At 69.3% G+C, this 25,482-nt stretch carries 22 protein-coding genes; 13 read left to right on the top strand and 9 right to left on the bottom strand.

All coding sequences use genetic code 11. The features are described 5' to 3' along the window. The 5 genes from MWU52_RS10820 to MWU52_RS10800 form a co-directional block, all read right to left on the bottom strand. Positions 1-699 (bottom strand): cytochrome b561 domain-containing protein, encoded by a 699-nt coding sequence (locus MWU52_RS10820; protein WP_246951896.1) that lies wholly within the window; start codon positions 697-699, stop codon positions 1-3. Positions 700-928: 229 nt separating this feature from the next. After that, positions 929-1,801 carry a carbohydrate ABC transporter permease gene (locus MWU52_RS10815; RefSeq protein ID WP_246951894.1) on the bottom strand — a complete coding sequence of 291 codons (873 nt, stop codon included), beginning with the start codon at positions 1,799-1,801 and terminating at the stop codon, positions 929-931. Next, positions 1,798-2,709, bottom strand: coding sequence for a sugar ABC transporter permease (locus MWU52_RS10810; RefSeq protein WP_246951893.1), 912 nt, complete (start codon positions 2,707-2,709; stop codon positions 1,798-1,800). Before MWU52_RS10810 ends, MWU52_RS10815 begins: the two co-directional genes overlap by 4 nt. A gap of 183 nt (positions 2,710-2,892) precedes the next feature. Beyond that, positions 2,893-4,221, bottom strand: coding sequence for an extracellular solute-binding protein (locus tag MWU52_RS10805; protein ID WP_246951891.1), 1,329 nt, complete (start codon positions 4,219-4,221; stop codon positions 2,893-2,895). Between the two features lie 29 nt (positions 4,222-4,250). Continuing rightward, complete coding sequence (locus MWU52_RS10800) at positions 4,251-5,315, bottom strand: ABC transporter ATP-binding protein (RefSeq protein ID WP_246951890.1); 1,065 nt, start codon at positions 5,313-5,315, stop codon at positions 4,251-4,253. A 104-nt stretch (positions 5,316-5,419) separates the two neighbouring features. Here MWU52_RS10800 and MWU52_RS10795 point away from each other — a divergent pair, with 104 nt between their 5' ends. The 3 genes from MWU52_RS10795 to MWU52_RS10785 all read left to right on the top strand — a co-directional run bounded on the left by MWU52_RS10795 (position 5,420) and on the right by MWU52_RS10785 (position 8,328). Beyond that, complete coding sequence (locus tag MWU52_RS10795) at positions 5,420-6,439, top strand: LacI family DNA-binding transcriptional regulator (protein WP_246951888.1); 1,020 nt, start codon at positions 5,420-5,422, stop codon at positions 6,437-6,439. A gap of 48 nt (positions 6,440-6,487) precedes the next feature. Beyond that, entirely contained in the window at positions 6,488-7,654 is a 1,167-nt protein-coding gene (pobA, locus tag MWU52_RS10790; RefSeq protein WP_246951886.1) for a 4-hydroxybenzoate 3-monooxygenase, read from the top strand. 119 nt (positions 7,655-7,773) lie between these two features. Beyond that, entirely contained in the window at positions 7,774-8,328 is a 555-nt protein-coding gene (locus MWU52_RS10785; RefSeq protein WP_246951884.1) for a VOC family protein, read from the top strand. A 10-nt stretch (positions 8,329-8,338) separates the two neighbouring features. Here MWU52_RS10785 and MWU52_RS10780 read toward each other — a convergent pair whose 3' ends face one another. Continuing rightward, complete coding sequence (locus MWU52_RS10780; protein WP_246951882.1) at positions 8,339-9,925, bottom strand: alpha/beta fold hydrolase; 1,587 nt, start codon at positions 9,923-9,925, stop codon at positions 8,339-8,341. Positions 9,926-10,027: 102 nt separating this feature from the next. Between MWU52_RS10780 and MWU52_RS10775 the strand changes: the two genes are divergently transcribed. From MWU52_RS10775 to MWU52_RS10765, 3 genes are all read left to right on the top strand, one after another. Further along, on the top strand, positions 10,028-10,924 hold the full coding sequence (locus tag MWU52_RS10775; protein WP_246951880.1) for a homocysteine S-methyltransferase family protein: 897 nt from the start codon (positions 10,028-10,030) through the stop codon (positions 10,922-10,924). A 76-nt stretch (positions 10,925-11,000) separates the two neighbouring features. Continuing rightward, a complete protein-coding gene (locus MWU52_RS10770) occupies positions 11,001-11,579 on the top strand; it encodes a hypothetical protein (RefSeq protein ID WP_246951878.1) in 579 nt (192 codons plus the stop codon). Between the two features lie 20 nt (positions 11,580-11,599). Next, entirely contained in the window at positions 11,600-12,163 is a 564-nt protein-coding gene (locus MWU52_RS10765; RefSeq protein ID WP_246951876.1) for a GNAT family N-acetyltransferase, read from the top strand. Between the two features lie 61 nt (positions 12,164-12,224). On the opposite strand, the gene MWU52_RS10760 is transcribed toward MWU52_RS10765, so the two are convergent. Then, the gene (locus MWU52_RS10760) at positions 12,225-14,474 is read right to left on the bottom strand and encodes an adenosylcobalamin-dependent ribonucleoside-diphosphate reductase (protein ID WP_246951874.1); all 2,250 of its coding nucleotides are present in this window, start codon (positions 14,472-14,474) and stop codon (positions 12,225-12,227) included. 76 nt (positions 14,475-14,550) lie between these two features. Between MWU52_RS10760 and MWU52_RS10755 the strand changes: the two genes are divergently transcribed. The 4 genes from MWU52_RS10755 (at position 14,551) to MWU52_RS10740 (ending at position 18,798) form a co-directional block, all read left to right on the top strand. Beyond that, a complete protein-coding gene (locus MWU52_RS10755; RefSeq protein ID WP_246951873.1) occupies positions 14,551-14,976 on the top strand; it encodes a DUF1489 domain-containing protein in 426 nt (141 codons plus the stop codon). A gap of 119 nt (positions 14,977-15,095) precedes the next feature. Continuing rightward, complete coding sequence (locus MWU52_RS10750; protein WP_246951871.1) at positions 15,096-15,701, top strand: hypothetical protein; 606 nt, start codon at positions 15,096-15,098, stop codon at positions 15,699-15,701. Positions 15,702-15,818: 117 nt separating this feature from the next. Beyond that, a complete protein-coding gene (locus tag MWU52_RS10745) occupies positions 15,819-18,317 on the top strand; it encodes an FAD-dependent oxidoreductase (RefSeq protein WP_246951869.1) in 2,499 nt (832 codons plus the stop codon). Continuing rightward, on the top strand, positions 18,310-18,798 hold the full coding sequence (locus tag MWU52_RS10740) for a hypothetical protein (RefSeq protein ID WP_246951867.1): 489 nt from the start codon (positions 18,310-18,312) through the stop codon (positions 18,796-18,798). Before MWU52_RS10745 ends, MWU52_RS10740 begins: the two co-directional genes overlap by 8 nt. On the opposite strand, the gene MWU52_RS10735 is transcribed toward MWU52_RS10740, so the two are convergent. Next, the gene (locus MWU52_RS10735; protein WP_246951865.1) at positions 18,795-19,739 is read right to left on the bottom strand and encodes a DUF2125 domain-containing protein; all 945 of its coding nucleotides are present in this window, start codon (positions 19,737-19,739) and stop codon (positions 18,795-18,797) included. The genes MWU52_RS10740 and MWU52_RS10735 overlap by 4 nt on opposite strands. Positions 19,740-19,808: 69 nt before the next feature. On the opposite strand from MWU52_RS10735, the gene MWU52_RS10730 reads away from it, so the two are divergent. From MWU52_RS10730 to MWU52_RS10720, 3 genes are all read left to right on the top strand, one after another. Then, positions 19,809-20,351, top strand: coding sequence for a gamma-glutamylcyclotransferase (locus MWU52_RS10730; protein WP_246951863.1), 543 nt, complete (start codon positions 19,809-19,811; stop codon positions 20,349-20,351). 75 nt (positions 20,352-20,426) lie between these two features. Then, positions 20,427-21,632 carry a biopolymer transporter ExbB gene (locus tag MWU52_RS10725; RefSeq protein WP_246951861.1) on the top strand — a complete coding sequence of 402 codons (1,206 nt, stop codon included), beginning with the start codon at positions 20,427-20,429 and terminating at the stop codon, positions 21,630-21,632. Position 21,633: 1 nt separating this feature from the next. Next, positions 21,634-23,718 (top strand): peptidoglycan -binding protein, encoded by a 2,085-nt coding sequence (locus MWU52_RS10720; RefSeq protein ID WP_246951859.1) that lies wholly within the window; start codon positions 21,634-21,636, stop codon positions 23,716-23,718. A 17-nt stretch (positions 23,719-23,735) separates the two neighbouring features. Here the strand turns inward: MWU52_RS10720 and MWU52_RS10715 are convergent, their stop codons facing one another. Continuing rightward, positions 23,736-25,409 carry a calcium-binding protein gene (locus tag MWU52_RS10715; protein ID WP_246951857.1) on the bottom strand — a complete coding sequence of 558 codons (1,674 nt, stop codon included), beginning with the start codon at positions 25,407-25,409 and terminating at the stop codon, positions 23,736-23,738. Between the last annotated feature and the right edge of the window lie 73 nt (positions 25,410-25,482).

Raw genomic sequence — 25,482 nt, 5'->3', positions numbered from 1 at the left:
TCATTCACCGGCTTGGGGTGGCCCGCGCCGGGCGTTTCCGGGATGGATCGCGTCCGGCCCCCAAAGTGCCACATAGGTGTCGATCACCATGCCGCGCCGCTGGAACAGGACGAACAGCACCGCCAGCATCGCCCACCAGGCCGGCAGCACGATCCACATCCAGATCGGCGCGTTGGCCTGCCACATCCCCGACAGGACGGCGCCCATCGACAGGCCGAGCGCTGCATATCCCGCGGCCTTGTGCAGGATCTCGAACGCGAGGCGTCGGGGCGTCATGTCGTAATGGTCGCCGCGCATGTTGCGGCGGTCCGTGGGGCCGCCCTTGGAGCCGCGGAAGGCGCCCGACAGCGCCTGCGTCAGCCCCAGCCACAGGACGGCCCAGCCGAAGGCGCGGTGGATCCAGATGCCGACGGTGAGCGAATCCGTCGTCTCGGGCCGGGTCAGGACGAGGTAGAGGCCGCCCAGCATCAACAGCAATGCACCGATCTGCGCGACCAGATGGCTGCGCCACCAGACGAGGTTGCCGACCTCCTCGGGGAAACGCTGGTTCGGCAGGACCTTGAAGAACCGCGCGGCGATCACGCCCGCGGGCACGAGGAACCCCCAGGCGATCACCATCAGCCGCCCGTGGTATTTCAGGTGCAGGCCTAGGTCGTGGGGCCGGGTCGCGTCGATCGGGGTCAGGAGCCAGTCCAGCATCGGCCCCCCCGGGGCTCCGCCGGGACGCTCGTCGTCCGAGGCTTCGCCGAGCTGTGCCCTGTCCCAAACGCCGCCGGGCCGCGCCTTGTCCGTGGTGCCGCCCGTTCGGCGCTTGGAAGGTCCACCGGACCTTCCATCGGCTTCGCCGAACCGCGCCTTGCCCGGGGCTCCGCCCGTTCGGCGCTTGGAAGGTCCACCGGACCTTCCATCGGCTTCGCCGAACCGCGCCTCACCCCTTCACCGCCCCGGCGGTCATGCCGGTGATGATCTGGCGCGACGCGACCAGCGTGAACAGGATCGGCGGGATCGCCAGCAGCGTACCTGTCGCCATGATGACACCCCAGTCGATGTCGTATTCCGTGAGCGAGTTCACGATCGTCACCGGCACCGTCCGCGTGGCACGGTCGGCCAGCGCGTTGGCCAGAAGGAATTCGTTCCAGGCAATGCGGAAGGTGAAGATCGCCGCCGCCGCCAACCCCGGCTTGATGAGTGGCAGGACGACGAGAAAGAACGTGCGGAACGGCCCGGCGCCGTCCATGCGCGCGGCCTCCTCCAGCTGGATGGGGACCTGGACGATGAACGATTGCAGGATCCAGATCACGAAGGGCAGGTTCATCGCCACGTAGATCAGGATGATGCCGAAGGTCGTGCCGTCGATCCCGAACTGGAACGTCCAGATCCCGAAGACCGGAACCAGCAGGACGGCCGGCGGCACCATCCGCACCATCAGCGTGGTCAGCGACGTGACCCCGCGGCCCATGAAGCGAAAGCGCACCAGCGCATAGGCCGCCATGCAGCCAACGATCAGCGTGATCGCCGTCGAGATGAGCGAGATCGTCAGCGAATTCACCAGCGCCCGCCCGAAGGTCTTGTCACAGCGGCGGATATGCTCGGGCTCGTAGGGCAGGAAGTTGCAGAGCGCGGTCTCGTAGTTCTGGATCGTCGGCGTGAAGAGGAGACCCGCCGTGGGCGACGTGATCTGCACGTTCAGCTTGAAGGAATTGGCCACCATCAGGACGATCGGCCCCAGCGCCATGAAGATCAGCGCGACCAGCAGCGCATAGAAGGCGGGGTTCGGGCCCCGTGCGGCGGGGGCGGTCATGCGATCTCCTTCGCGGCGACGAGGCGCGCGGCGCGCACCTCCTGCAGCTTGGTGTAGCCGAACATGAGGATCGTCAGGATCAGCAGCAGGATCAGCAGCAGGTTCGACATCGCCGCGGCATAGCCCAGCTCGCGGAATTCGCTGGCGGTCCGGCTGATGCGCAGCGCCAGGATCTCGGTCGACAGGCCCGGGCCGCCATTGGTCAGCACCAGGATCACCTCCAGCACCTTGAAGGCGTCGATCAGGCGCAGCAGCGCGGTCACGATCAAGACCGGCAGCATCAGCGGCAGCTTGATGTGCCAGATCATCTGCCAGCCGTTCGCCCCGTCGATCCGTGCCGCCTCCATCGCCGAACGGGGCAGGGACTGCAGCGCGGCCAGCGACAGGATGAAGATGAAGGGGGTCCATTGCCAGATATCGGCAATGACCACGCTGGCGAAGGCCCAGTCGCCATCCGACAGCCAGGGCGCGGTGGGCAGGCCCAGCCCGTCCAGCACCTTGTTGAAGGTGCCGACGGTGGGGTGGTACATATAACGCCAGATCAGGCCCACGACGATGGGCGCGATCATCATCGGCAGGATGAAGACCGTGCGCAGCAGCGTCATCCCGCGCAATTCGCGGTCCAGCAGCAGCGCGAGACCCACGCCCAGCACCATCTCGACCGTGACGACGATGGCGGCGAAGCGGATCGTCACCCAGAACGACTCGCGGAAGGCCGCATCGGCCAGAAGGTTGGCGTAGTTGCGCAGGCCGACGAACTCGGCCTCGCCGATTCGCTGACTGGGATTCCAGTCCAGGAACGACGCCCAGACCATGTAGCCGATAGGATAGAGCAGCGCGATCGCCATCACCGCCACCGCGGGCGCGAGGAACAGGTAGGGCGTCAGTCTGTTCGCGTTGGCGAGCATGCGCGGGGCCTCTGAATTGCCGCGGGGCGCGGCGTGCGACGGGCGGACGGGGCGAGGGTCAGGACCGGCTTACGATCATGATTTCACGGGATTCCGGAACGGGACGGTGCCGGCGGTCGCCAACCTTGGTGACGCCCGGGGGCATTGGGGGGCGCACATGGCAGACGCCCCCCAACACGCCGATCAGTCGGCGTCGGTCCAGGTGTAGTACCCGGCTTCCTCCATCAGATCGCGCGTCCGATCGGCGACGCCGTCGAGCGCTTCCTGCGGATCGAGCCCTTCGGTGAGGACCTGACTCATCGTAGTGCCGATATCCGCGTTGATCTGCCCCCAGACGGGGATGATCGGCCGCCAGTCGGGGTCCGCATATTGGAGTGCCTCGCCAAACGTCGCCGAATAGGGGTATTTCTCGTTCAACTCGGCGTTCTGATAGGTCGAGAAGCGCGACGGATTTCCCCCGGCCAGCGCGACGGCCAGGTCGCCCTCCTTGGAGGTCAGCCATTGCAGCAGCAGGAAGGCCGCCTCCTTGTTGGGGGCGTTCTTCGGAATGGCCAGGCCGAAGCCGCCGGTCTGGCTGGCGCGCTGCACGCCCATCGGGTGCATGATGTAGCCGACATTGCCTGCGACGGTGGATTCGTCGGGATCCTCGAACCCGGCCGCGAAGGCGATGGAGTCGAGGAACATCGCCGCCTGACCCTGCTTGAAGGCCGCCGCCGCTTCGGCCGGGCCGAAGGTGGTGCCGCCCTCGGGGCCGCAATCGACGATGGTCTTGAGCGCGTTTGCCGCCTCGACGCCCGCCTCGTTGTTGATGATCGGGTTCCACTGGTCGTCGAACACCCGGCCGCCCAGCGGCGCGAGGTGCAGCAGGAACGCGTGGCTGGCCTGGTGGCCGCTGGCCGCGCGCGACGCCATGCCGCCCATTCCCGGCTCCAGCTCGGGGATCTGGCAGGCGATCTCCAGCAGTTCGTCATAGGTCTCGGGCGGTTCGATCCCGTGTTTCTCGAAGATGTCCTTGCGATAGGCCAGGACGCTGGTCTCGGACCCGAAGGGCACCCCGAAGGCGCTGCCCAACTGGCCGGGCAGGTAGCCCTTCTCGCCCCCGGCGACGCCGATGTTCTGGACATAACCGGTGATCAGGTCGGATTGGTCGTAGGTCGGGTCGGCCAGTTCGGGGTTCATGAAGTAGCGGGCCAGGTTCTCCAGCTGATCGGCATAGACGTAATCGGCCTTCGAGAAGACGACGAAGGAGATCAGGTCGTAATCGCCCTCGTCCTTGGTCAGCTCCAGCGTCTGTCGCTCGCGCATCTTGAGGTACTGCAGCTGGTCGACCTCGACCTCGATGCCGGTCTCCTCGGTGAACTGGTCCAGCACCTCGATCGCCGCGTCGTAATGCGGATGGGCGGGGAAGTTCACGACCAGCGTCGTGCCCTCGTATTCCTCGTAGGGGTTCGCATGGGCGGCCCCCGCGATGGCGACGGCGATGGCCGCGCCTGTCAGCTTCCAATGTTGCATCCTGTCTTCCTCCCTGAAGTGGTGCGGGTCTACAGGCGGGCGCCCGTACCCCTGTCGAAAAGCATGATATCGTCGGTCAGCACGCCGAATGTCCGGGTCTGGCCGGTGGGAATGCGGTCGACACTGGCGATCTCGGCGCGCATCTCGGCGGCGCCGCAACGGGTGACGAGCACCGATTGCGCGCCCAGATATTCCGAGACGATCACCCGCAGGTCGATGGGCGCGCCGCCCTCCAGCACGATATGCGAGGGTCGGATCCCCACCTCCACCTCTCGGCCGGCGGTGGCCTCGGCGCGGCGGGCGAGTGCGGGCGGCAGCGGCAGGTCGAACCCGTCGCCGGCCACCCGGTCGCCGGTGATCCGGCCGGGCAGGAAGTTCATCGACGGCGAGCCGATGAAGCCCGCGACGAAGCGGTTCACCGGATCGGCGAACAGCTCCTCGGCGGTGCCCTGCTGCTGGATCACGCCCTCGTTCATGACGACGATGCGATCGCCCAGCGTCATCGCCTCGACCTGGTCGTGGGTGACGTAGATCATGTTCTTGTCGATCGTGTCGCGCATCTCGGCCAGTTCGGTCCGCATCCGCGCGCGCAGCTTGGCATCGAGGTTCGACAGCGGCTCGTCGAAGAGGAAGGTCGAGGCGTCGCGCACCAGCGCCCGTCCCATGGCGACGCGCTGCCGCTGGCCGCCCGACAGCTGCGCCGGCTTGCGATCCAGCAGATGCGCGATGTTCAGCATTTCGGCCACGCGCGTGACTTCGGCGTCGATCCTGGCCTTGGGCTGCCGGTCGAGGCGGAGCGCGAAGGACATGTTCCGCGCGATGTTCATGTGCGGGTAGAGCGCGTAGTCCTGGAACACCATCGCGATGTCCCGCTCCTTCGGCTCCAGCCGGCCGATGGGGCGGTCGTCGAAATAGATCTCGCCGCCCGAAAGCGTCTCCAGCCCCGCCAGAAGGCGCAGGGTCGTCGACTTGCCGCAGCCCGAGGGGCCGACGAGGACGGTGAACTCCCCATCCTCCAATACCAGGTCGAGCGGCGGCAGGACGCGGGTGCGCCCGAAGGACTTCTCGACGCTGTCGAAGGTGATGCGCGGCAACCCGGTCTCCCCATCCCAAGTGCTGGACCCATCCTTCCGGCTGGACGGGTCGCTGGGAAGGTGGCAGTTTGCCGATCGACGTTAACGTTAACGCCGGGTGGGCCATGTCGCGCGCCAAATCCACCGACCGGATCGGCATCCACGAGGTCGCCCGCGCGGCCGGCGTATCGCTTATGACGGTCAGCCGCGCGATGCGGGGGGTCGACGGCGTGTCGGACGCCACCGCCAAGCGCGTCGTCCGTCTGGCGCAGGAAATGGGGTATTTCCCGAACTCGGCGGCGCGGGCCCTGGCGGTGACCAATTCCACCCTGGTGGGGATTTCGCTTCCGACGCTTCTGAACGACGTGTTCGCGGATGTCCTGTCGGGGATGCGCCGGACGTTCGAGAAGGCCGGCTATTCCAGCGTCATGGATACCAGCGACTACGACCCGGACCGCGAGCTGCGATGGGCGGAGCGGACGCTGGCCTGGCGGCCGGCGGCGATCATCCTGACCGGCGTGACCCATCACCCTACCTTGCGCGAACGCCTCGCGCGCGAACGCCGCCCGGTGCTGGAGATCTGGGACGTGACCGATGATCCGATCGACATCTGCGTGGGCATCGACCACCTGGCCGCCGGGATGGAACTCGGCCGCCACGTCGCGGCCCTGGGCTATCGCGCTCCGGCCTATGTGGGTGCGCCGCCCGGCGTCGACGTGCGCGCCGACAAGCGGTTCGACGGGATCGCCCGCGCCTTCGCCGATGTCGGCGCCGCCGCCCCGCGCCGCGTGGCCGTGACCGGCGGCAACAGCTTCGCCGCCGGATCCGAGGGGTTCGGCCGGATCGATCTGACCGAACCGCCCGACGTCGTGTTCTTCCTGACCGACAACATGGCGTTCGGTGGCATGATGGCCGCCGAACGTGCCGGACTGGACGTGCCGGGCGACATCGGCATCGTCGGTTTCAACGGGCTGGACCTGACGTCGGTCATGACGCGCCCGATCACGACGCTGGCGACTCCGCGCCGCCAGATCGGCGAGATCGGGGCACAGCATCTGCTGGCCCGCCTGAACGGATTGCGTCCCGGCCCGGTCACGACGCTGCCCGTGCACTTGCAGCCCGGCGCCACGACGCGCGCCGTCTGACCTTGTCTTTCGCGCGTCCGGCGGCAGACTATACCCGGGGGGGATGCAATGCGGACGCAGGTCGTGATCATCGGCGGCGGGCCATCGGGCCTGTTGCTGTCGCAGGCGCTGTCCCGGCAGGGGATCGAGAGCGTCGTCCTGGAGCGGCGGTCGCGGGCGCATGTCCTCGGCCGGATCCGCGCGGGCGTGCTGGAACATGGAAGCTGCGCCCTGCTGCGCCGGGCCGGGGTGGGCGCGCGCCTGGAGCGCGAGGGGATCCGCCATGACGGAACCCTGATCGCGCGGGGCGACCGAGCGGTCCGGATCGACCTGCGCGACCTGACCGGCCATTCGGTGACGGTCTATGGCCAGACCGAGGTGACGCGCGACCTCTACGCCGCGCGCGATGCCGCAGGCGGCACCGTGCTGCACGACGTCGCGGATGTCGCGCTGCACGATCTGGACGGGGACGCGCCGTCGGTCACGTTTCGCCATGAGGGGCGCGACCGGAGGGCCGCCGGTGATTTCGTGGTCGGCTGCGACGGCTTCCACGGGCCCAGCCGGCAGGCAATTCCGGCCGCGGCCCGGCGCGAGTTCGAGCGGGTCTATCCGTTCGGCTGGCTGGGCGTCCTGTCCGAGACGCCACCCGTCGATGCCGAACTGATCTATGCCGGGTCGGACCGGGGCTTCGCCCTCTGCTCGATGCGGAACGCCAATCTCAGCCGCTACTACGTGCAATGCGACCTGTCCGACCGGCCGGAGGCGTGGACCGACGACGCCTTCTGGGACGAGCTTCGGCGCCGCATCCCGCCCGCGCAGGCCGAGGCGCTCGTGATCGGCCCGTCGATCGAAAAATCGATCGCCCCGCTTCGGTCCTTCGTCTGCGAGCCGATGCGCCGGGGCCGGCTGTTCCTGTGCGGCGACGCGGCGCATATCGTGCCGCCGACAGGGGCGAAGGGCCTGAACCTGGCACTGTCGGACGTGGGCCTTCTGCAGGAGGCGCTGGGCCGTCATTTCAGCGTGGGCGACAAAGAGGGGATCGACCGCTATTCCGAACGCGCGCTGGCCGCGGTCTGGAAGGCACAGCGTTTCAGCTGGTGGTTCACGCGCCTGCTGCACCGCTTCGCGGACGAAACCGGGTTCGACCGCCGCCTGCGGGCCGCCGAGTTCGCCGCCCTTTGCGACGGGCGCGCGGCCAGGGCGGCCATGGCCGAAAGCTATGTCGGACTGCGCTGAGGCCGGGGCGGCGTGCGGAGGGGCACGGTCCGGTTGCGCGCGTGCGGGTGCACGCGCGGCGTGGATCGCACTAGGTAGTGGCGCGAGACGCATCGATCGATCGAATGAGGAGGGTACCCATGCAGAGACTTCAGGTTCAGGCACTGCACCACGTCACGATGATGGGGGCCGATCGACAGACGTCGATCGACTTCTGGGAGGGGGTCCTGGGGATGCCTTTCGTGTTCGAGCAGCCCAATCTCGACGACCCGGACGAGGGGCATCTGTATTTCGATCCCGGCGATGGGCGGCTGATCACGATCTTCACCAACGAGGCGCGCCGTCCCGGCGGCGGTCCGGCGCGGGCCTTGCCGGGGATGATGCATCACATTGCCTTCGCCGTCAGCCAGTCGACCTATTCGCAACTCGTCGCCCGCCTGGACGCGCGCGGCGTCACCCATTCGGGCGAGAAGGACCGCGGCTTCATGAACTCGATCTACTTCCGCGACCCGCTGGGCATGTTGATCGAGCTGGCCTCCTATCGCTTCGAACCGCCTGCGGGGCGCACCCATGCCGAGGTCCTGATGCAGGCGCACCGGATCCGGACGGCGCGCGGCGACGACAGCATCGCGGACGTCCACGTGGCCGACGCGATCGAGGTGCTGCGCGCGGAACGACCGTCGCTCAGCGATTGACGCGGTTCTGTCAGAGGCCGTGTTCTTCCAGGAATGCGGCGCTGGCGGCCCGGCAGACCCGCCAGGCCGGTTCGTCCCCCAGAAGGATGTGATTGCGGCTTTCCAGCGGGACGAAGCGGGCGCCGGGAATGCCGATCGCCAGCTCGCGCCCCTGCCGCAGCGCGATCCGCTGGTCGTCCGTGGAATGGAACACCAGCGTCGGCGCCTGAACACGGGCCAGGTCGTCGCGCACGTCGATCGTGCCGAACGCCTCCTGAAAGCGGACGGCGTTCTCGGGCGAGGTGCTCTGCCGCTGGAACTCGTCGAACCAGGCCAGATCCTCGGGGTTGGCATCGGGCATGAAGGTCTGGCTGAAGATGTGGCGATAGGCCGGATTTGGCGTACCCCAGCCGTGCCGCGTCAGGGTCAGCACCGCCTCGCGCCGGGCCTGCTCCTCGGGCGTGGCGCCGATCCGCCAGCCGGTCGCGTAACCCGAGACGAGGATCAATGCGCTGACCCGTTCGGGGTGGCACGCGGCATATGCGATCGAGACCGCGCAGCCCTGGCTGATACCCAGCAGGGGAAACCGGTCCAGCCCGACGGCATCCACGACGGTTTCGAGATCCCGGACGAAGGCCTCGAAGCCCAGGTCGCCCACGTCCCAGTCGGACAGGCCGCAGCCGCGTTCGTCGTAGCGCAGGAAGGTGCGCCCCTCGGCGCAGGATTGGAAGGTCGGCCCCCAGATCGGGCTGTTCCAGTCCAGCTCCAGGTGGTTCAGCCAGTTCGCCGCCTTGACCAGCGGTGGCCCCTCGCCGACCGTGGCATAGGCGATCCGCACGCCGTCGGGGGCGCGGCAGAACCCGATGGACTGGCGGCGCAGCATCTTGCGGGGCGGCGGCTCGGCCGGCTCGATGGGGATGGGGCGAGGCTCCACCGCCAAGGGTGCGTCGAGATGCAGACCGGCGGCGCGCGCGGCGTCGGCGAAGGAATCGGCGGCCTCCTGCGCCTCCTCCTGGCGGCCGACGGCGGCCAGCGCGCCGACCAGGCCCTGCGCCGCTTTCACGTCCAGCGGGGTGGCGGCCGTCCAGCGGCGGGCCCAGGCCAGGGCCTCGTCCTGCGCCACCGCCGGATGCAGCGCGAGCCGACGCAGCACGTCCAGATGCAGAAGCCGCGCGTCTTCGCGCTCGGCGGTCAGCCAGGCGCGCCAGTCCTCGTCGCCCGCGGCGTCCAGGCCCTCCAGCAGTGGCCGCGACAACGCTTCCGCCATCTCGCGCAGGTCGGGCAGGGGCAGGAGCGGCGGGTCGTCGCGCAACCGGGCCCGGATCACGGCCCAGTCGACCCGCGCCCCCTGCGGCAGGAAGGCGACGCGCTCGCGGTCGGCTTGGATGCGCTCGGCGTCGTCGTCGACGACCGACCTGAGTCGCGACAGCGCCCAGCGCAACGCCCCCCGCGGGTCGTCCGGCAGGTCCCAGAACAGCTCGCACAGCCGCTCGCGCCGCACCGGGCGTGACGTCGCAGCAAGATAACCCAGCAGCGCCCGCGCCTTGCGCGAGCTGGGCAACGGCAGCGCCGTTTCGGCACGAGACACCTCGAGCACGCCGAGAAGGGTGATCTGCATCGGAATACCACGGAACGGGGCGGCGATTACCACGCTCTCTTACACGGTGGGTTACACGACGTCAGCCCAAACGGGTCCCGTACCGAAACGGAGACCCGGACGATGACCGAACAGATCCTGTTGACAGATGGCGGGCTCGAAACCTCGCTGATCTACCGCGACTGCATCGCGCTGCGCGAATTCGCGGCATTCGAACTCTTGGAGACGGGCGCCGGGCGCAGCGCGCTGGCCCGCTACTTCCGCCGCTACCTCGATATCGCCACGCAGGCCGGACGGGGCTTCGTCCTGGATACGCCGACATGGCGGGCCAGCCGCGACTGGGGCGCGCATCTTGGCTATGACGCCGAGGCGATGACCCGGATCAACCGCGATGCCGTCACCTTTGCGCGCATCCTGCGCCGGTCGAGCGATTGCGCGCCCGTCCTGATCAACGGCGTGATCGGACCGCGGGGTGACGGGTATGTCGCCGAAGCCGTCATGACCGCCGAGGCTGCGGCCGCGTATCACGGACAACAGGTCGATGCGCTGGCCGCCGGCGGCGTGGACACGCTGTCGGCCGTGACGATGACCAACGCGTCCGAGGCGACGGGCATCCTGCGTGCGGCCAACGCCGTCGGTCTGCCGATCACGGTCGGCTTCACGACCGAGACCGACGGCAGGCTGCCCTCTGGGCAGACCCTGTCGGCGGCCATTGCCGAGGTCGACGCGGCCACCGACCGGCCGCCGGAACGCTTCATGGTCAACTGTGCGCATCCCGAGCATTTCGCGGACGCGCTGGAGGGCGCGCATGCCACGCGGATCGGTGCGATCCGGTGCAATGCGTCGCGGCTCAGCCATGCCGAGCTGGATGCGAGCGAAACGCTCGACGACGGCGATCCCGGCGATTTCGCCCGCGATGCGGCGGAACTCGCACGTCGCCTGCCGAACCTCGCCGTGATCGGCGGCTGCTGCGGCACCGACGAACGCCACATCGCGCGCACGGCCGCCGCCCTGGCCTGACGGCCACGACGCGATCCGAATTCCCGAGGTCCGGGGGACATGCCGGACCGATACCCGAGTCCAGAAAGGACATCACATGAAGACCCTTCTCATTTCTGCCGCGTTGATCGCGGCGGCGTCGGTCGCCGGTGCAACGGATGCCCGCATGCTGCGCGCCTGGGACGTGGCCGAGGACCACACCCGCTTCGCCTTCCAGGCCGAGCCGGTCGATGCCGACGGCATGCCGCGGCACGGCAATCCCTTCGTGACGCGCGGCTATGTCTATCCGCTCGGTACGCTGGGCGAGGGCGAGAGCGGCGTGAACCCCGACGGGACGCCGGCCTATCCCGAACTGGTCCTGGGCGATTGGACCTGCGACGGCTTTCTGATCGACGAGGCGATGGCCACGACCACCGGGCCGTTCCTGATCTCGCGCCAGACGATCGTGCTGAACGATGGCGCCATCCTGATCACGCAGGGGCCCGAGATCGTCGATATCGGCGTGCCGCAGATACGCGCCGTGACCGGATCCACAGGCACGTTCCGGGGCAATGACGGCGACGTCCACCAGACCTTCCTCGGCTGGTCGGAGGATATGGGGCTGCGTGCGCGGTTCGTCCTCGCCGCCCCCCGCTTCGATCGCGACGAAGACCTGCACGAGATCGAGGCGGACTGATGGGCGCCCCCTTGATCGCAATGTCGCCCGCGATCCAGGTGCGTCCCGCCGTCCGGCGGGACGCATCCCTGATCGCGCGGCTGGCCGACATGGCAGGCGAGGGTCTGCCGCTGCACCTGTGGGCCGGCATGGCGGCGCCGGACCAGGATCCGTGGGACGTGGGGCGGGCCCGCGCGGCGCGCGGCGAAGGCGCGTTTTCCTGGCGGAACACAACGGTGGCCACCTGGCGGGGGGCAGCGGCGGGCATGGTGATCGACTATCCGCTGGTGGCGGTCGATCCGCCGGGCCACGACGTGCCGGCCCTTCTGCGCCCGCTTTGCGAGCTGGAGGAGGTGGCGACGGATACGCATTACATCAACGTGCTGGCCGTGGAGCCGCAGGCCCGGCGGCGGGGCGTGGCCCGTAGCCTGATCGCCCATGTGGCCGGACAGGCGCGTGTGCCGCTCACGCTGATCGTCGCCTCGGGGAACCTCGGCGCACGGGCCTTCTATGCCGCCGAAGGCTTCGGCGAAGTCGCGCGCCGCCCGATGGGCCCCGGCGGGCCACCCGACCTGACGGGCGACTGGATCCTGCTGCGTCGATGATCGCGCGCCGTATGACGCCCCCTCGCCGGATCCGGTCGCGTGTCGGCCCAGGCAACCACCGTCAGCCGCATTTCGAGAAGCCGCAATTCGCGCAGGTCGCGCAGCCCTCGGCCATGTGGACGTCGAAGCTGCCGCAGCTGGGGCAGGCGGGGCCCGGCGCGGTGACGGTGGCCGCCGCGGCCATCGGGTCGGCCGGGTCCAGCTTCAGGCCCAGCCCCTCGCCCGCCAGGAACCCGGTTGCGATCATGTGCCGTTCGATCACGCCGCCGATGGCCGCAAGGATCGAGGGCACGTATTTGCCCTGCACCCAGGCCCCGCCGCGCGGATCGAAGACGGCCTTCAGTTCCTCGACGACGAAGCTGACATCCCCGCCGCGCCGAAACACCGCCGAGATCATCCGGGTCAGGGCGACGGTCCAGGCGAAGTGCTCCATGTTCTTGGAGTTCACGAAGATCTCGAACGGTCGCCGCTGTCCGTCCAGTTCGATGTCGTTGATCGTGATGTAGAGCGCATGCTCGCTGGCGGGCCACTTGATCTTGTAGGTCTCGCCCGTCAGGGCCGCCGGCCGGTCGAGCGGCGCGAAGAGCTGGACGACCTTGTCTGCGGCCCGGGGCTCCGGCGTCGTCGACAGTACGCTGCCGGTCACGTCGTTGGGGCGATACGTCGTGCAGCCCTTGCAGCCGGTCTGCCACGCCTGGAGATAGACGTCCTTGAACGCATCGAAACCGATATCGGCGGGCACGTTGATCGTCTTGGAGATGGAGCTGTCGATCCAGTCCTGCGCCGCCGCCTGCATCGCGACGTGATCGGCGGGCGACAGGTCGGCAACCGTGACGAAGCTGCCCGGCAGGGGCGCGTCTCCGTGGAGGCGGCGCCATTCGGCGACGGCGTAGTCCTGCACCACCTCCTCGGTCCGCGACCCGTCGGGTTGCAGCACCTTGCGGGTGTATTCGGTGGCGAAGATCGGCTCGATCCCCGAGGAGACGTTGCCGGCCAGCAGGCTGATCGTGCCGGTCGGCGCGATCGAGGTCAGGAGCGCGTTGCGTAAACCGTGTTCGGCGATGGCGGCGCGGGTGTCGGGCGCGAGACGCGCGACCATAGGCGCGGCCAGAATCGCCGCGCGGTCATGGAGCGGGAACGTCCCCTTTTCGGCGGCGAGGTCGGCAGAGGCACGATAGGCGGCGTTCGCGATCACCTCCAGCCAGTGCGACGTCGCGGCGACGGCGTCGGGTGTGCCGTAGCGCAGGCCGCACATGGCGAGCGCGTCGGCCAGGCCCGTCACGCCCAGCCCGATGCGCCGCTTGGCGCGCGCCTCCTCGGCCTGCGCGGGCAGCGGGAAGCGGCTGGCATCGACTACGTTGTCCATCATGCGGATCGCGGTCGCGGTCAGGTCGGCAAGCGCGCCTTCGGGGATGCGGGCACCGTCCGTGAACGCCTCCTCGACCAGCCGCGCAAGGTTCAGCGAGCCCAGGAGGCAGGCGCCATAGGGTGGCAGGGGCTGCTCGCCGCAGGGGTTCGTGGCGGCGATGGTTTCGACATAGGACAGGTTGTTGGTCGCATTGATCCGGTCGATGAAGATCACGCCCGGTTCGGCATAGTCGTAGGTCGCGCGCATAATCGCGTCCCACAGCGCGCGCGCCTTCACGGTACGCAACGTCCGCCCGCCGAACACCAGCGGCCAGTCGGCATCGGCATCGACCGCATCCATGAACGGGTCGGTCACCAGCACCGACAGGTTGAACATCCGCAGGCGCGCGGAATCGGCCTTGGCGGCGACGAAGGCCTCGATATCCGGGTGGTCGCAGCGCAGCGTGGCCATCATCGCGCCGCGACGCGAGCCCGCCGACATGATCGTGCGGCACATCGCGTCCCAGACATCCATGAACGACAGCGGGCCGGAGGCATCGGCCGATACCCCGTGCACCGCGTCGCCCTTCGGCCGGATGGTCGAGAAGTCGTAACCGATGCCGCCGCCCTGTTGCAGGGTCAGCGCCGCCTCGCGCAGGGCATCGAAGATGCCGGACATGCTGTCCTCGATCGTGCCCATGACGAAGCAGTTGAACAGGGTCACGCTGCGATCGGTGCCCGCCCCCGCAACGATGCGGCCGGCGGGCAGGAAGCGGAAATCCTGCAGCGCCGCGCGGAAGGCCGGGATCCAGGTTTGCGGCTCCGCCTCGGGCGCGGCGAGGGCGGTGGCGATCCGGTCCCACGTCGCGTCGATGTCGTCGTCGACAGGCGTTCCGTCGGCGGCTTTCAGGCGGTATTTCATGTCCCAGATCTGCGCGGCGATCGGGGCGTCGAATGCGGACATCGGGCAAAGATCCTCTAGGATTGGTTGCGCGGGGCGCCGGGACGTCTAGATATACCCCAGCCTGGAGTGTCGCGCCATGCCCATGAACCTGATCAAGCTTTCCGTCGGAACCGAGTCCATGGCCCAACTGGCCAACTGGCATCGATCGGCGGCGGCCAAGGGGCCCGACGGCAATCCGCGGCATGTCACCCGCATGTGGCCGAAACGCGCGGACGAGGTGCTGGAAGGCGGCTCGATCTATTGGGTGATCAAGGGCGTGCTGCTTTGCCGCCAGCCGATCCTGCGCTTCGAGGAGGTGCGGCGTGCCGACGGCATCCCGCGCTGCGGCATCGTGCTGGCGCCCGATCTGATCCCCGTCGCACCGACGCCGCGCCGCGCCTTCCAGGGCTGGCGGTATCTGGACCCGGCCGATGCGCCCCCCGATATCGACCCCGCCCGCGCGACCGAGGAGGCATTGCCCGCTGGCCTGTCCGTGGCCCTGGCCGAGATCGGCGTGCTCTAGGCAGGTAAGGGAAACCTGCAGGGCGTCCATCGTCCAGATCTGCTAGGTTGTGGATATGGGCGCCCGGCCACGCGCCCGCCATTTCGTATGCAACCATTCGTCAAATCGGGAGATTTCCGATGCGTACCTTCTATTGCCTGATGCTATGCGCGACGCTCCATGCGGGCGGGGCGGTGGCGCAACCCATTCGCACCAATCCGGGTGGCGCGCAGGACTACGTCATCCTGCGGCAGCCACAGAACGACCACGAGGTCATCCTGCAGATGCGGCCGTCCGATCCATCGGCGCAGCCAAACGAGTTCGACTGGCAGCGCTGGGACCCGAACGACGGCGGCTACACCGAGGCCCGCCGCATCCGCTGGCGCGCGGCGGCGTCCTGCGGCACTGGGATCGACTGGATCGCGATCGCGGGACCGGGCGGCAACCAGACCCGGGGCATTCACGGGTCCATGGACGCGATGTCCGGCCACACGGTGCAGGATAGCTTCGATCCCAATGCGCTCGACCAGGTCTGCGCACAGTTCGCCCGCGAGGCGACGCAGGCCTGCGGCGAGAACCCCATCCTGGAGGCGGGATGCCAGACCGAGGCCACCTTCGTCTTCGGTCCGACCCGGCCCCTGCCGCGCAGCGACGTCCTGCGCGTCAGCGGATCCTGCTTGGGCGGCACGCTGCCCATCCGGCAGTACACGCCTCGACTGCGCCTGACCTGCCGCCTGGGAGAGTGACGACCGAACCCCGGAATGACGCCCCGTTGTCGCAATACGCGCGCGGGGCGTCGCCCGCGATTTACGCCGGCTGACGCCATCGGGCAGAAAGGCGGCGACGCATCCGGGGAACATCCGATGAAGACGCATGTCAAAGCACTCGTGGTCGGTGGCGGCGCCGTCGGCACTGCCATCGCCTATCACCTGGCCCGCGCGGGCTGGTCCGACGTCATGCTGCTCGAGCGCGACGAGTTGACCTCCGGCTCGACCTGGCATGCCGCGGGCCTGCTGCCGCTGTTCAACATGGGCTACGCGACCAGCCACATCCACGCCTATTCGGTCGATTTCTACAAGACGCTGGAGGAGGAGACCGGGCTGAACCCCGGCTTCAGCGTGGTGGGCAACCTGCGCATGGCGCAGACGCAGGCGCGGATGGACGAGTACGAACTCTACGCCTCGACCGCCGAGACGGTGGGCATCCCCTACGAATGGCTTAGCCCGTCCGACATCAAGGACCGCTATCCGCTGGTGCGGACCGAGGACCTGAAGGGCGCGATCTTCCACCCGACCGATGGCTACATCAACCCGGCCGACGTCACGATGGCCATGGCCAAGGGCGCGCGGCAGCGGGGCGTCGCGATCGAACGCCGCTGGCAGGTCGACGGCTACGAATGGAAGGGCGATCACTGGGACGTCACGGCCACGAAGATGGTCGAGAAAGGCGGCAACCTGATCCCTTCGGACGAACGGATCGTGATCCATGCCGAACATGTCGTCACCGCCACCGGCAACCACGCCCAGCGCACCGCGCGCCTCCTGGGCATCAAGACGCCCGCCATCGTGGTCGAGCATCAGTACATCGTCACCGAACCGGACCCGGCCCTGGTCGAATGGCGCAAGTCGAACCCGCAGCATCCGGTCCTGCGGGACGCCGATGCCAAGTGGTACGTCCGCGAGGAGCGCGGCGGCTGGATCCTGGGCCCCTACGAGCAGAACGCCCCCGCCCGCTTTCCGTTCGAGGTGCCCGACAGCTTCCGCGCCGATCTGTTCCCCCTCGATCTGGAGCGGATCGAGGAGGAGTACATGTCCTTCATCCACCGCATCCCCAGCAGCGAGAACGCCGGCCTGAAGGACGATTTCAACGGCCCGATCTGCTATACGCCCGACGGCAATCCACTGGTCGGCCCCGCGCCGGGCCTGCGCAACATGTGGCTGGCCGAGGGGTTCAGCTTCGGCATCACCGCCGCCGGCGGGACCGGCCACTACCTCGCGCAGATGATGGTCGAGGGCGAGGCCGAGATCGACATGGCCTCGCTCGATCCGCGCCGGTTCGGGAACTGGGTCACGACCGAATACGCCATGCGCAAGAACGAGGAGGCGTATGACCACGTCTATGTCCTCCACCACCCCGACGAGGAGCGGCCCGCCGCGCGCCCGCTCAAGACCGCGCCTTGCTACGACCGGATGAAAGCCCACGGCGCGCAGTTCGGCTGCGTCAACGGGTGGGAGCGGCCGAACTACTTCGTGCCGGGCGCCGAGGCGGATTTCGACCTCACGTCGCGCAGCTTCCGGCGCGGGGGCTGGTGGCAGCATGCCGTCGAGGAGGCGCAGGCCATTCGCGGCGCGGCGGGCCTGATCGACGCCACAGCATTCACCAAACACAAGCTGCGCGGCCCCGGCGCAGCGGCGTTTCTGGACTGGTTCACGACCAACAGGCTGCCGAAGGTCGGACGCATCAACCTGACCTATGCCCTGACCGAGGCCGGCACGACCCGCACCGAATACACCATCGTCCGACTAGCCCAGGACACGTTCTACCTGGTCAGCGCCGGGGCCTGGCAGGCCTATGACAGCGACTACCTCGCGAAGGCCGTCAACGACATGGTGCCGACCTTCGGACCGATGCATCTGGACGATTGCACCGGCATGCACGGCGTCTTCGCGCTGGCCGGTCCCAATGCCCGCGACATCCTGCGTGACCTGATCGTGACGCCCGACCCGGCCTTCGCGCTGTCCAACAAGGGGTTCCCCTGGCTCTCCGCCCGGCGGATCGAGCTGAAGATGGCGCCTGTCAACGCCATCCGCGTCGCCTATACCGGCGAGCTGGGGTGGGAGCTGCATCACCCGATGGAAATGCAGAACTATCTGTTCGATCGCCTGATGGAGGCGGGCGAGGGGCACGGGCTGAAGCCGGTCGGCGCGCGGGCGCAGAACTGGCTGCGGCAGGAGAAGTCCTACCGCGCCTTCGGCACCGAGCTTGGCCGCGACGCCACGCCGCTGGAGGCGGGGCTCGACCGGTTCGTGGACCTGTCGAAGGAATTCCACGGCAAGGACGCGATGCAGGCGCATGGCATCCGGTCGAAATGCGTCACGCTGCTCATCGACGGCCCCGAAGACGCCGACCCCTGGGGTCGCGAGGCGCTCTATGACGCCGATGGCGCGCGCGTGGGGCGCCTGACTTCGGGTGGCTATTCGGTGGCCTTCGGCAAATCCATCGGCATGGGCTATGTCCGCCCCGACCTGGCCCAGCCGGGCACCAAGCTGAAGGTCCGGATGCAGCGCAACCTCTGGGATGCCGAAGTGACCGAGGACAGCCCCTACGATCCGACGAACGCCCGCATCCGCGTGGATGGCTAGCCGCTGGCGGCATGCCCTCTGGCTGCTGCCGCCGGCTGCGCTGGCCTTTGCCCTTCTGACGCCGCCCGACCGGGTGGAGATCGACATCATCGGTGACGGCGCGGCGGCTGTGAAGGCCGCTTTCGCCCCGCTGGCCGCGGATATCGACGCGCGGATCGGGGCGGTCGATGCCGTGCTGCTGCGCCGGATGGAGAACCTGCGGCATATCCCCGAGGTCGCGCGCCTTTGCCGGGGTCGATGCGACGGCGCGCTGACCATTCTTTACGAAATCCGGCCGGGGGGCGGACGCAAGGTGCTGGTCTTCGATCTTGCCCGTTTCCCCGGCGCCGCGATCATGGATCAGGGCGCCGGCCTGCCGGGCCCCATCGCGACCTGCATCGCGCGTGCCATCGCGGCCGAGACCGGCAGGGTCGGCCCGGGGCCGCCCAGCCCGTGCCTGGGCGCCCGTCGCTGGCGCGTCGTGCTGCCCTATGGCCTCTAGCGTCGCGTCAGGCGGGGCAGATCGGCCAACGGGATCGTGCCGAAGCGCAGCTCGCCCCGGCGCAGCGTCAGCGGCAGTTCGACCCTGCCGTCGACCTCCAGCCCGCGAAGCCCGGCGGTCAGCAGCGTCACCTGCGACGGCGCAAGCCCCGCCGCTTCCAGCAGCGGCATCACCGCGCGCCAGCCTTTCAGCGACAGGATCAGATCGCCGGACGGCCAGCCGGCGGCGTCGATCGCGACCTCGCCGGACAGGTCCGCCACGGTGCCGTCCCAGGCGACGCGGGCATGTCGAAGCGTCAGCAGGGTCGGCATCCCGCCATCGACCAGCGGACCGTCGAACGTCAGCGTGGCGTCCATCGCCCCATCCTCCAGCACCGGGGGAAGCGCCGCTTCCGCGCCTTCGACCGCGATGTCGGCGAAGGTCAGCGACAGATCATAGGCCCCGACCCCCTCGGACTGGCGGACCGCGATCTGGCCATCCTCCAACGTCGCGCGCCAGGACGGGCCGTCCAGCACCACATTCTCGACCACGGCAACCGCGCGCCGCAGGTCCGGTCGGGTGGACAGCGTCAGCGCGGCCGAGGCGCGCATGTCGCCCGCCCGCACGCCGACCGGCCCCGCAGGCGTGCGGAGGATCGCCTCGCGCGCGGGGACGACGATCACCTCCTGGGGGCGATAGCTGAGCGCGAAGACCTGCACGAAGGGCAGCGCCGCGCCCCAGACGCCATCGGGCGCGTCCACCCGCAGGTCCGTCGCCGTCGTGTCGAAGCGATTGGGAAAGCCGCCGACCGACAGGTCCGACAGGGCGATCCGCCAGCCCGCCTGCCGGGCGTCGGTCAGGGCGCCCGCCAGCCCACGTTCGACGGCGCGCGCGCCCACGAACCAGTACCCGCCCCAGAGAAGCGCGGCCAGCGCCACCCCGATCGTCAGCAGTCGCATCATCCCGGTTCGCCCTTTCCGTCCGTGCCCCGCCCGTCTATCCCTGCGGCGTCACAGGCGAAAGGATGCGAGATGTGGGATGAGGGCGATCTCTGGGTCTTCGGCTACGGATCGCTCGTCTGGAACCCCGGCATCGAGGTGGCCGAGACCCGGCCGGCGACCTTGCGCGGTTATCGGCGGCGCTTCTGCATGTGGTCGATACATCACCGCGGGTCCGAATGCGATCCGGGGCTGGTGTTGGCCCTGGAGCCTGCCGAAGGCGCCTCCTGCTGCGGCGTCGCGATCCGGGCGGCCGACCCGACGGCGGCGATCAAGGAGTTGCGCGCCCGCGAACTGGTCTCGGCCGCCTATCACGAGGCGCATGTGACCCTGGACCAGCCCGACGGCACCCCGCTCGACGCGCTGGCCTATGTCATCGACACCGGACACAGCCAGTATGCCCGCGACCTGTCGCTGGAACGGCAGGCGGAAATCATCGCCCATGCCACCGGCGGGCGCGGTCCGAACCACGAATACCTGACCCGAACGGCCGCCGGCCTGCACGCGCTGGAGATCGGCGACGAGGATCTCGACTGGCTGGTCACGCGGGTGCAACAGATGCGCGACGGCGGCTGAGGGCCGCTTGTGGCGAGTCCCACCGGTCGATAGGCTTCGGGCGAATGAAAAGGGGCCCGAACGGGCCGGGGGCAGATGGCACGCGAACCGCTCGAACACGGGACGCAATTCTCGCAGCCGATCCGGCAGATCGTCTACATGCTGGCCGTCCTCGCCGCGGTCGGCGTCGGCGTCGTGCTGGCCTATCCGAGGGTCGCGCCGATCTTCGAGGCGAACCCCTGGCTCAACGGCATGATCATCGGGGTCTTCGTCCTGGGCGTGATCGCCTGCTTCGCGCAGGTCCTCCAGCTGTTCAGCTCCGTCAGCTGGATCGAGGGCTTCGTGGAACGGCGGTCGGGCCATGACATCACGCGACCGCCCGGCCTGCTCGCACCCTTGGCCGCGCTCTTGCGGTCCCGCTCGGCGCGCAGCCAGATCTCCGCCTCCTCCTCGCGCTCGATCCTCGACTCGGTCGGCGCGCGGATGGAGGAGGCGCGGGACATCACCCGCTATATCGTCAACACGCTGATCTTCCTGGGCCTTCTGGGTACGTTCTGGGGCCTGGCCACGACCGTGCCGGCCGTCGTCGACACGATCCGCAGCCTGAATCCCACGGGCGAGGAAGGCGGGATGGCGGTGTTCGGGCGCCTGATCGGCGGCCTGGAATCGCAACTGGCGGGCATGGGCACGGCCTTCGCCTCGTCGCTGCTGGGCTTGGCCGGATCGCTGGTCGTGGGCCTGTTGGAGCTGTTCGCGGGCCATGGCCAGAACCGCTTCTATCGCGAGATGGAGGATTGGCTCAGCTCGATCACGCGCGTGGGGCTGGTGGGCGACGACGGCGACGAGACGATCGACCAGTATTCGCTGGCCGCCGTCCTCGACCATATGAACTACCAGATGGAGAACCTGCAGGACATGTTCGCCCGCGCCGAGGCGGGGCGGTTGGCGGCGGATGCCAAGATGGTCACGCTGGGCGAGGCGGTCTCGGCGATGGCCGACCGGATGGATGGCGGCGGGCAGACCGCCGCCGCGCTGGACCGCGTCGCCGAGGGGCAGGAGAACATCGTCGCCGTGCTGCGCGGAAGCGCCGGCAGCGGAGACGGCGGTCTGGACGCCGAGAGCCGGATGCGCCTGCGATCGATCGACGTCCAGCTCCTCAAGGTGTTCGAGGAATTGCAGCAGGGCCGCCAGTCGGCAGTGGACGACCTGCGCGGCGATCTCGGCGCGCTGACCCGGACGCTGCGCCAGTTGAACCGGCAGGTCCAGTCGACGGGTGGACAGGCCGCCGAAGGGGACGGCTGACATGGCGTTCGTCCGGCGCAGCGGGCAACGGTTCACGGCGAATGTCTGGCCCGGTTTCGTCGATGCGATGACGGCGCTGCTGCTGGTGCTGATGTTCGTGCTGTCGATCTTCATGATCGTGCAATTCGTCCTGTCCGAGACGATCTCGGACCAGGATGTCGAGCTGGACGCGCTGGGCCGTCAGGTCGCTTCGCTCGCCCAGGCGCTGGGCCTGGAAAACCAGCGCGCCGCCGGGCTGGAAGACGAGGTCACCGCGCTGGAGGATGAACGCGGCCGGCAGGCGGCGCTGATCGCCACGCTGTCGGCGCAGCGCGACGACCTGACCGCGCGCGTCGCATCGTTCGAGGAACAGGTCGCGGGCCTTCTCGCGACACGCGACCGGCTGACCGCATCGCTGGCGGCGTCCGAGGGCGAGCGCGAAGCGCTGGCCGACGAATTGACCACCTCGCGCGGGGAGCTGGCGCGGATCATCGACGAGCGTGAGGCACTGCAGCTGGCCCTCGCCTCGGCGCGCGACGAAATCGACGCCGATGCCGAGGCCGCGCGCCTGGCTGCCGCCCGCCGCGAGGCGCTGGAGGCGCTGCTGGTGGACCTGCGCCGCGAGGCCGAGACGCGGGAGGCGACGCTGGCCCAGACCCTCGCCGCACTTGAGGAAGAGACGCGCGCGAGCGAGGCGCTGCAGACGCGGGCCACCGGTCTTCAGGCCGATCTGGACGCCGAGGAGGCCGCCCGCCTGGCCGAGGCCGCGGCGGCGGAGGCCCTGCGCGAACGGCTGGGCGACCTGGAGGCGGACCTGTCGGAGGAGGAGGCCGCCCGCCTGACAGAGGCGGCCGCCGCCGAAGCGTTGCGCCAGCGGCTCGCGGATGCCGATGCCGAACTGACGGCCATGTCGCTCGCCCTCGAGGAGAAACGCCGCGAGGCGGAGGAGACGCTGACGCTTCTGGCCGCGACCGAGACGGCCCGCGACGACCTGACCGACCGCCTGGCGCAGGCGCTTGCGGACCTCGATGCGTCCGAGACGTCGGGCGCGGCGCTGGAGGATCGCCTGGCCGGGGTTCTCGCGACGCTGGAGGCCCGCGAGGGGACTGAGGCGGATCTGCAAGCCGAAATCGCGCGGCTGGAGGCCGCGCTCTCCGCGCGGGGCGCCGACATCGCCACCGCCGAGGAGCAACGGGCGGCTTTGCAGGAGCGGCTGGAGGCGGTGCTGGCCGATCGCCAGGCGGCCGCCGCGACCGAGGCCGAACTGCGCGACGCCCTGGCCGCGGAACTGGCCGCCCGGATCGCCGCCGAACGCGACACGGGCGACGCGCTGAGCGATGCCGAACGGCTGGACGTGCTGTTGTCGCAGGCCCGAACGGAACTGGCCGAGGTCGACGAGGACCGCCTGGTGGCCCAGCGCGAGGCCGCGGCGCTGAACCAGCAGGTCGCCGCGCTGCGCAGCCAACTCGGGTCGCTTCAGGGACTGCTGGACGCCGCGGCGGATCGTGACGACGCGGCACAGGTGCAACTGGACGTCCTCGGCAACAGGCTCAACGCGGCCCTGGCGCAGGTGGCCGCCGAACAGCGCGCCCGCGCCGACCTGGAGGAGGCGGAGCGGCGCCGGTTGGAGGCGGAGACGGAGCAGCTCGAACGGTTCCGGTCGGAGTTCTTCGGCCAGCTGCGCGAGGTCCTGGGCGGGCGCGAGGGCGTCGAGATCGTGGGCGACCGGTTCGTCTTCTCGTCCGAGGTGCTCTTCGCCGAGGGCGAGGTCGAGCTACAGCCCGAGGGACGCCGCCAGATCGCGCAGGTGGCCGATGTCATTCTCGACGTGGCCGACCAGATTCCCGAAGGGCTGGATTGGGTGCTGCGCGTGGACGGCCATACCGACGACACGCCCCTGTCCGGCCAGGGTCAGTACCGGAACAACTGGGAGCTGAGCCAGGGGCGCGCGCTGTCGGTCGTGCTCTACATGATCGAACGTCTCGGCGTGCCGCCGGACCGGCTCGCGGCGACGGGCTTCGGCGAATGGCAGCCCGTCGACCCCGCCCCGACCGAGGAGGCCCGCGCGCGCAACCGTCGGATCGAGCTGAAGCTGACCGAGCGGTAGGGCGCCGCTGCCGGCGGCTAGAGGATGAAATCTCCCTCCGATACCTCGTTCACCCATTTCAGCTCGATCGACGCATCCGCGTCGCCATCGCCATCGGCATCGATCAGCACCAGATCCCCGTCGAAGCGAATCTCGGCCCTGTTCCCGGTGAAGCCCTTCTCGCCGCGATAGGCGAGGTCGTCATAGGCACTCAGGTCGATCCGGTCCTGGCCGCTGTCGAACCCTTCGATCACGTCGCGCGTGCCCGCGGTCAGCCCGCTGTCGCCCGGGGCGAAGACGAAGATGTCGCGCGTCGCGCTGTCCTCCCAGTCCAACAGCCGATCGGCGCCCTGGCCGCCGATGATCGTGTCGCGGCCGTCGCCGCCGGCCAGCTGGTCATTGCCCGACCCGCCCAGCAGGCGGTCATCGCCCTGCTGCCCCGAAAGGCTGTCGTTCCCGCCGCCGCCGGTCAGCGTGTCGCCGTCTTCGCCGCCATAGACAATGTCGTTCCCGGCATTGCCCTCGATCCGGTCCCGGCCCTCGTTGCCACCCAGCGAGTCGTCGCCCGCACCGCCCGAGACCGTGTCGTTGCCGGTCCCGGCCCAGACGGTGTCGTTCCCGCCGCCGCCTGCGATCGCGTCGCGGCCCTCCTCGCCCGACAGCACGTCGCCACCACCGCCGCCGGACAGGTCGTCGCGGCCGATGCCGCCGCCGATCCGGTCCGCGTCGCTGCCGCCGTCCAGCCGGTCATCGCCCTCCTCGCCGTAGAGCGTGTCGCGCCCGGCGGCGCCGGACAGGCGGTCATCCCCCTTGCCGCCGCCCATCGAGTCATTCCCCGCCGCGCCCCAGGCCCGGTCGTCCCCGTTGCCGGCCCAGACGGTGTCGTCGCCGGCATGGCCGAACAGCCGGTCCTTGCCGTTGCCACCGCCCAGGGTGTCATGCCCCGCGCCGCCGAACAGGCTGTCGGCGTTGTCGTCGCCATAGAGCGCATCGTTCCCGTCCTCGCCCGACAGGCGGTCGCGTCCGTCCTGGCCGCTCATCCGGTCGTTGCCGTCGCCGCCCAGCATCGTGTCGTGGCCCTCACCGCCCCCGGCGACGTCATGGCCCGTCCCGCCGCGTACGGTGTCGTCTCCGCGCCCGGCCCAGATGGAATCGTTGCCGCCGAAACCCTCGAACAGCTCGCTGGCGGCGGCGTCCAGATCGACGCTGTAGACGCCGCTGTGCAGCGTCTCGGACGACCCCGTTCCATAGACGACATTCGTGCCGTTCACGAACCAGTTCAGCCACCCGGCCACATCGTCGACCTTCTCGTTGGCGTTGCCGTCCTCGTTGCGGAACCGGCCGTCGCGATAGGCGAAGCCCACGTGATAGATCGCGTCGGCGACCGTGTCGATGAAGGCGCGGCCCTGGAACAGCAATGTCCCGCCGTCGCCCTGGACAAGGTGAAACCCGGTCTCGATGCTGCCCTCGTCGTCGCCATGTCCCTCGACGAAGCGATCGTAGAGATCGGGGTCCGCGCGGATGTGGTCGCTGATGCGGCGCAGGTCGTCCCCGTCGAGCCGACCATCGGCGTTGACCCCCGTGGCGTCCATCGCCTCGGCGATGACGTCGTTCATCAGTCGCGCGGCGGCCTGTCCGTCCCGCAGGTCCGCATCCGAAACCCGCGCCTGCAGGCCCTGGTCGAGACCGGTCAGTCGGGCGATATCCCCCAATCCCGGAATTCGGCTGGCATTCGACATTCGCTGTTCCCTTCGCGCGCGCGGCTGTATCGCCCTTTGCCTGCCA

Source organism: Jannaschia sp. S6380 (assembly GCF_023015695.1).
In the GTDB taxonomy this organism is placed as follows: Bacteria; Pseudomonadota; Alphaproteobacteria; order Rhodobacterales; family Rhodobacteraceae; genus Jannaschia.
The sequence above is the reverse complement of the archived record's forward strand: the minus strand, read 5'-3'. Positions and strand labels throughout refer to the sequence as shown.